The organism is Vicinamibacteria bacterium (assembly GCA_035570235.1).
Classification (GTDB): domain Bacteria; phylum Acidobacteriota; class Vicinamibacteria; order Fen-336; family Fen-336; genus DATMML01.
Window position 1 is genome coordinate 1 of record DATMML010000034.1, and the last position, 3,397, is coordinate 3,397.

Genomic DNA, 3,397 nt, shown 5'->3' on the forward strand with positions numbered 1-3,397 from the left:
GTGCTCGGTTTGTGCGGTGAGCGCGAAGCCGGGGAGGGGAGCGGCCTGGAGGACGGTCGAGGAGAGGATCGCCACTGCCAGGGTGGCCGCTGTCTTCTTCAGTGCGCTCATGCCGTACTAACAGAGCAACACCGAGACCGCCTCGTAACATACTTAGAATCAGTAACTTATGAATAGTTCCCCTTCGGGATCCGGGCATTCTTCCCGATAAGTAGATCGCCTTTCGGTGCGGAAGTCATTGATCTAGTTGGAGTTCGGGGAGGGCCGGGAAGGCAGTTCGCCATCGGGAAGGGAACCCCAGGCCCGCAGGCGTAGGGCGGCCGGGGGGTCTTGGGGCTGCGTCTAGATCTTGGCCGGAGCGAACAATGCTGCAGGAGCTGGCCCTAAATGGCACGAGAATCTCGGTAGAGCGCGTCGGCGCGGGCGCCGGCATCGTGCTCCTCCACGCCGGCGCCATGGACAGCCGCATGTGGGGGCCGCAGATGGCACCCCTCGCCGCCGAGCGGACGGTCGTTCGCTACGATCTTCGAGGGTACGGGGCCTCGGGGCGCCCCACCGGTCCCTACTCCGACGCCGAGGATCTCCTCGCCCTCCTGGACGCCCTCGGTCTCGAGCAGCCCACCTTGGTGGGGTTGTCGCTCGGAGGCCGTGTGGCCCTCGACTTCTGCCTACTGCACCCAGGCCGGGTGGGCCAGCTTGTCCTGGCTTCCTCGGGCCCCAGTGGCCTCGTGCCGTCCGAGAGCCTCCGCCAAGCGGGGCGAGCACTCTTCGAAGCATTCAAGTTGGGGCCCGAGGCCGCGGTCGAGGAGTACTTGGCTCTCCCCATGCTGGCGCGCGCCGTGGCTCGTCCCCAACTTCGCGAGAGCCTCAGGAGCTGGATCGCCGACAACATCCAGAGCCTCACGACAGCGGCCTGGGTTCGGACGCTGGAGCCTCCGGCGATCGAGCGCTTGGAGACGGTCTCCCCTCCCACTCTGGTCCTATACGGTGATCAAGACGTCCCTGAGATCCGCGAGATCGCGGAGCTGATGGCGCACCGGATCCCTCGGGCGCGCCTCCTCGTCCTGGAGGGTTCGGGGCACATGCTGAACCTCGAGAAGCCCGAGGAGTTCAATCGCATGGTCTTGGAATTCCTCAGCGAGGCCACCACCTAAAGTCCGGCCGCAAGACCTGCTTCGGCGGGCACTGAAGGTCTTCCGACCCAATCGAAGGCATGCTGAAGCGCTCCACGCCTGCGGGCTCGGAGCTGGGGCCGGCCCCTGCAGGGCCGGCCACGATGCCGAGAGCGGTCGGCGGAAATCCGCTGCGACTGTTGGAGTCGGGCAAGACTCCCAGAGCCGGTAGGGAACCTTGCCTCAGTAGAGACAGGGCTAGAAGCAAGCACTGCGCGTAAGTTGCTCTCGGCCAGCGGCTTCACTCTTTGGAGTCGTGGGCACGAACCGTGCTCATCATACGGGCGAGGAGTGATGATGATGGCCTGGCTACTCGAGCCCAAGCGCGCCCAGCTCACCGGATCCCTTTCACATGTTTCGGTGGTGCAGGTGCTCCGCGCGGCCCTCGTTCGTGCCCTCAGTGGGCACCTCGTGTTTACGCGGGGCGACGAGAGTATCAGTCTGCGCTTCATCTCCGGGCAGGTCGTGAGCGGCTCTTCGGAGCCCGTGCCCGGACGCCTGGGGGAGGTCCTCGTGCGGTCCGGCGTCCTCGAGCGTGCCCAACTGGATCCGGCCTTGACCCGGGCGGGCGGGCAGGACCGATGCCTGGGGCCTGTTCTGGTCGAGCAAGGGCTTGTGACCCGGGAGCAGGTCGAAGAGGCCCTTCGGCTTCAGGTGTGTTCGGTCCTTTCTGAGGCGCTGTCTTGGAGCCGCGGCTCCTTCCGGTTCGACCTTGGCGACGGCTCCGTACAACCCCTCGAGGAGGTCTCGCTCCGTATGAGCACGGCCCAGCTGATCCTCCAGGCCGTTAACGCTCTGGAGGACGCCTCGTCCATCCGCGACGCCCTCGGTGACCCCAATCGCCTCGTGAGCTCGGTCAAGAACCCTCCTGTGCGGCTGGAGGAGTTGACTCTGAGCCCTGGCGACGCCTTCGTACTCTCTCGGGCCGACGGCAATGCGACTGCTCGCGAATTGCTCGAGATCACGCCGCTACCACCAGAGACGGTGGAGAAGAGTCTCCTGGCCCTCCTCTCCCTCGGGGTCGTGGAGTATCGCTCTCCGCATTCGCACCGGCCCTCTCCCCGGCCGGGTCCGACGAGCCAGACCGTCGCGCGGCCGCAAGAAACGATGGGAGAGGCGATCCCCGGGCGACCGGCCGAACAGAGGCCGCGTCGATTGCAGGGAATTGACTCGATCTTCATCGGAATCAGCCACAAGAGCCACCACGACGTGCTGGGAGTCGGCCCGGGTGCAAGCGTGGACGAGATCCGAAAGGCCTACCAGCGTCTCGCCACGCGGTTCCATCCGGACGCCGTGGGCGACGCCCCTCCCGAAGAGGCGGCAAAGGCCAAGGCCATCTTCATGCGCGTGTCTGAGGCCTACGGCGCCCTTCGCTCCGCCCTGCCGCGTATGAGCCCGGCTCCGCGGCCCCTTGCGGGAAGGCCTCCCCACAACCCGGCGCCGGTTCCCTCTGCCGGGCCCAGCGCCGAACCCCAGCCCGCCCCCGAACGTTCGACCGACGAGAGCCTGCACCTGGCCGAGGAAGCTCTCGCCGAGCGCCCCTGGGAAGCTCTCGGGATCCTCGAGAGCCTGGTCCCGAGCACCACGGGGGCGATCCGATCCCGCGCCCGGTTGTTGCGGGCGCGGGCCATGCTGAAGAGCCCCGCTTCGCTGAGGGCTGCTGAAGTCGAGCTGCGGGAGATCGTGGAGGAGAATCCAAACTGCGCCGACGCCTGGCTGGTGTTGGGTGGCTTCTATAAGGACCGCGGCCTCGGCGTGCGGGCGGCCTCGATGTTTCGCAAGGTGCTTGAGATCCGGCCGGGCAATCCCCGCGCCACCGCCGAGCTTCTGGCGTCTTCCGGATCCGAGGGCGCCTCCCGACGCTCCTCGGGCCTCAGGGTGGCCGAGGCCTAAGTCTCACCAGCCGGGCGTCTGCGGGACGGCTGAAAGAGGCCGCGCCCGGCTCGGTGGGGGAGTCGCTCCCCACAATCTCGGCTGCTAGAATGGCGCGCCAAGGGAAGACCGATGCCTCCCACGCCCACCAACGGCAAGATCTGCTACCTCGAGATGCCCGCCCGCGACGTGGAACGCTCGGCCGATTTCTACGGAGCGCTTGACCGAACGCGACGCCCGGCAGCCGGTTGCGACCAGCAGAGGCTGCCCAAGGCTATCGGACCTGCCTCGGCGTCGGTTAGTGGTACCGTGGCATCCTGACTCGCCCACATGACGGGCGCTACGGCCAGGAG

2 protein-coding genes are annotated in these 3,397 nt (G+C 67.0%); both read left to right on the forward strand.

Features of this window, described 5'->3' with window-relative positions; all coding sequences use genetic code 11:
- The first annotated feature begins 365 nt into the window (after positions 1-365).
- Positions 366-1,154 (forward strand): alpha/beta hydrolase, encoded by a 789-nt coding sequence (locus VN461_05180; GenBank protein ID HXB54153.1) that lies wholly within the window; start codon positions 366-368, stop codon positions 1,152-1,154.
- A gap of 312 nt (positions 1,155-1,466) precedes the next feature.
- Complete coding sequence (locus VN461_05185) at positions 1,467-3,065, forward strand: DUF4388 domain-containing protein (protein ID HXB54154.1); 1,599 nt, start codon at positions 1,467-1,469, stop codon at positions 3,063-3,065.
- Positions 3,066-3,397: the final 332 nt, after the last annotated feature.

Coding starts and splice junctions, on each gene's coding strand:
- VN461_05180 (HXB54153.1), top strand. CDS start 366: ATGCTGCAGGAGCTGGCCCTAAATGGCACGAGAATCTCGGTAGAGCGC.
- VN461_05185 (HXB54154.1), top strand. CDS start 1,467: ATGATGATGGCCTGGCTACTCGAGCCCAAGCGCGCCCAGCTCACCGGA.